Genomic DNA, 2,888 nt, shown 5'->3' with positions numbered 1-2,888 from the left:
TCTGGCGCTTAACGGCGTGGGGGTTCAAGTCCCTTCACCCGCATAACTTAATAGCCGGCTTAGCTCAGTTGGTAGAGCATCTGATTTGTAATCAGAGGGTCGCGTGTTCAAGTCATGTAGCCGGCATTAAAACTAAATATAGTGGCTTTATGCGAACGTAGTTCAGTGGTAGAACATCACCTTGCCAAGGTGGGGGTCGCGGGTTCGAACCCCGTCGTTCGCTTGTTGGAGGCCGGGGTGGCGGAACTGGCAGACGCACAGGACTTAAAATCCTGCGATGATTTTCATCGTACCGGTTCGATTCCGGTCCTCGGCATAAAAATTTAATAGTTAGCACCCTTGGCTCAACTGGATAGAGTACCTGACTACGAATCAGGCGGTTGCAGGTTCGAATCCTGCAGGGTGCATTTCGGGAAGTAGCTCAGCTTGGTAGAGTACTTGGTTTGGGACCAAGGGGTCGCAGGTTCGAATCCTGTCTTCCCGATGTTATATATGGCGGTGTAGCTCAGCTGGCTAGAGCGTCCGGTTCATACCCGGGAGGTCGGGGGTTCGATCCCCTTCGCCGCTATTTTGTTTTATGGATAACTTCGGACCTTTAGCTCAACTGGTTAGAGCACTCGGCTCATAACCGAGCGGTCGTAGGTTCGAGTCCTACAAGGTCCATAAAATATATAAATTGGAGGATTACCCAAGTCCGGCTGAAGGGAACGGTCTTGAAAACCGTCAGGCGTGTAAAAGCGTGCGTGGGTTCGAATCCCACATCCTCCTTGATTTTACTATCGCGGGATGGAGCAGCTAGGTAGCTCGTCGGGCTCATAACCCGAAGGTCGTAGGTTCAAATCCTGCTCCCGCAATTTCTATTAGAAGAAGTAGGCTCGGTAGCTCAGTTGGTAGAGCAATGGATTGAAGCTCCATGTGTCGGCGGTTCGATTCCGTCTCGCGCCATTTGCGGGTGTAGTTTAGTGGTAAAACTACAGCCTTCCAAGCTGTTGTCGCGAGTTCGATTCTCGTCACCCGCTTTACTTTATAGTAAGCCAAGCACTAGCTTGGGCGCGTAGCTCAGGTGGTTAGAGCGCACGCCTGATAAGCGTGAGGTCGGTGGTTCGAGTCCACTCGTGCCCATTTTTTTGGAGAATTACTCAAGAGGCTGAAGAGGACGGTTTGCTAAATCGTTAGGTCGGGTAACTGGCGCAAGGGTTCGAATCCCTTATTCTCCGTCTTTATCACTTAAGCGAGATTATCTTTTGATAACTCGTTTTTATTTTATCTTTGGGGTTTCCATGAACAAATTAAGATTTTCTCGTTTTTTATTTCTTGTGTCTTCTCTCGTGTTTATTGCTGTATTTTCTTTATTGCTATTATTTAGAAATAGTGGGATAGTGACATTTTTGGTTTCTCCCTTTGAAAATGCTATTTCAGCAGTTAACACAGCTGTTTCGGCACCATTTAGGGCTTTGGGGACTATGGAAGAGTCAATTTCGGATGTAATTGATGTTTATAGGGAGAACGCATCTTTAAAAAATCAGCTTATAACACTTGAGGCTGAACATTCGAAAGTTGCTAATTTGGAATCTGAAAATGCTTCTCTCAAATTGGAATTAAACTTTGTAAGTGAACATAATGACTTGAAAACAATTACAAGTAAAGTGACCAACCGTTCATCTTCTACTTGGTTTAATAATATGTTTATTGGAGCAGCTAAGAAAGATGGCGTCAAAAAATCTTCTTTAGTGTCATCTAAGGGTAGTGTTGTAGGCTTCATTTCGGGAGTATATGCGACTTCATCACGTGTTACGTTGCTGACGAACCAGTCTAAATTCAGCATACCTGTGAAGATTGAAACCACAAGTGGGAATATTTTTGGTATCTTGACTTCCTATGATGATTCGGAAAACTATTTTATTATTTCTGAATTGAATTCAACTGCTGCTATTGATAAGGGTGCTAAAGTTGTGACTAGTGGACTGGATGGTAAAACGGTTGCAGAACTTCTTATTGGTAGTGTTGAAAAATCAGATAATGATTCTAAAGGAATCGAGCGGAAAGTCTATGTTAAACCTAGTGCAGATTTTTCTGATATTAGTGCAGTAACAGTTATTGGTGAATAATATGAAAATTTTAAAAAATCAATTTAGCTTATTATTTTTCCTATTTCTCATCATGATTTTAGACAGTCAGTTGTCTTTTGCAATTAATAATATATTGCATTTTACATCAATAGTGTCAACTCATTTGATGTTACTTGGTTTAATGTATTTTTTTAAGAATCAAAGTCCTTTATTCGTTTTGATTACTGCTGGTATTTTGGGATGTTTATTTGATAGTTTTTATTTAGGGAGCCTTGGTATTGCGACAATATTGCTTCCGCTGATTTTTATTTCTGTGATTTATCTACCAAGGTCTGTCATTACCAGCTGGCCACAAGGTTTTTTAGTATTCATGCTGATTGTATTTTTATATGAAGTTGGTGGTTATCTATTGAGTCAGTTTTGGGGGATTTATGCAGGAAATATGGTTAGTTTTATTTCGACTCGATTTACCCTTACTTTTTTGGCTAATATCATTATTTATGTTTTGGGACAAAAAGGACTTAAATTTTTGTTTGGTTGAATAAATTTGAAAATATAGTTCTGTGCTAATCTGGTGTAACCAGATTAGCACTTTTATTTTATCTTATGAAATTTGAGTGTATGTCATATGATTTATGTTGACTTAAAAGATTCTTTCTGTGTTTTTTACCATAGATTTAAAGATATCTTGACCCGTGGTGCTAGTTAATTTCAAAATACCATAAAAAGCCCAAAAGGACTATACTGTAAGTGACCAAACAAACAGAGAGGACGTCCCAATGAGCCACTGACAGTATACCGCTAAATCTCATCACTTAC

General features: G+C 40.5%; 2 protein-coding genes and 13 tRNA genes. All 15 read left to right on the top strand.

What is annotated here, in order from left to right:
• Nucleotides 1-53: 53 nt before the first annotated feature.
• A tRNA-Thr gene (locus IYQ92_RS10000) sits at nucleotides 54-126 on the top strand.
• Between the two features lie 25 nt (nucleotides 127-151).
• Nucleotides 152-223 (top strand) — tRNA-Gly (locus IYQ92_RS09995).
• An 8-nt stretch (nucleotides 224-231) separates the two neighbouring features.
• A tRNA-Leu gene (locus IYQ92_RS09990) sits at nucleotides 232-316 on the top strand.
• A gap of 17 nt (nucleotides 317-333) precedes the next feature.
• Nucleotides 334-407 (top strand) — tRNA-Arg (locus IYQ92_RS09985).
• Between the two features lie 3 nt (nucleotides 408-410).
• A tRNA-Pro gene (locus tag IYQ92_RS09980) sits at nucleotides 411-484 on the top strand.
• Nucleotides 485-494: 10 nt separating this feature from the next.
• Nucleotides 495-568, top strand: a tRNA-Met gene (locus tag IYQ92_RS09975).
• A gap of 21 nt (nucleotides 569-589) precedes the next feature.
• A tRNA-Ile gene (locus IYQ92_RS09970) sits at nucleotides 590-663 on the top strand.
• A gap of 15 nt (nucleotides 664-678) precedes the next feature.
• Nucleotides 679-768, top strand: a tRNA-Ser gene (locus tag IYQ92_RS09965).
• Nucleotides 769-780: 12 nt separating this feature from the next.
• Nucleotides 781-854, top strand: a tRNA-Met gene (locus tag IYQ92_RS09960).
• 18 nt (nucleotides 855-872) lie between these two features.
• Nucleotides 873-945, top strand: a tRNA-Phe gene (locus IYQ92_RS09955).
• Nucleotides 946-948: 3 nt separating this feature from the next.
• A tRNA-Gly gene (locus IYQ92_RS09950) sits at nucleotides 949-1,019 on the top strand.
• A gap of 29 nt (nucleotides 1,020-1,048) precedes the next feature.
• A tRNA-Ile gene (locus tag IYQ92_RS09945) sits at nucleotides 1,049-1,122 on the top strand.
• A gap of 7 nt (nucleotides 1,123-1,129) precedes the next feature.
• Nucleotides 1,130-1,217 (top strand) — tRNA-Ser (locus tag IYQ92_RS09940).
• A 63-nt stretch (nucleotides 1,218-1,280) separates the two neighbouring features.
• Nucleotides 1,281-2,108: a rod shape-determining protein MreC gene (gene mreC / locus IYQ92_RS09935; RefSeq protein WP_195676485.1), complete on the top strand. Its 828-nt coding sequence runs from the start codon at nucleotides 1,281-1,283 to the stop codon at nucleotides 2,106-2,108.
• A gap of 1 nt (nucleotide 2,109) precedes the next feature.
• Nucleotides 2,110-2,610 carry a rod shape-determining protein MreD gene (gene mreD, locus IYQ92_RS09930; RefSeq protein ID WP_195676484.1) on the top strand — a complete coding sequence of 167 codons (501 nt, stop codon included), beginning with the start codon at nucleotides 2,110-2,112 and terminating at the stop codon, nucleotides 2,608-2,610.
• Nucleotides 2,611-2,888 lie beyond the last annotated feature (278 nt).

The sequence above is a fragment of the Streptococcus sp. HF-1907 genome (assembly GCF_015594605.1).
Lineage (GTDB): Bacteria > Bacillota > Bacilli > Lactobacillales > Streptococcaceae > Streptococcus.
Note: the sequence above shows the minus strand (reverse complement) of the source record. Positions and strands in the feature narration are given on the sequence as shown.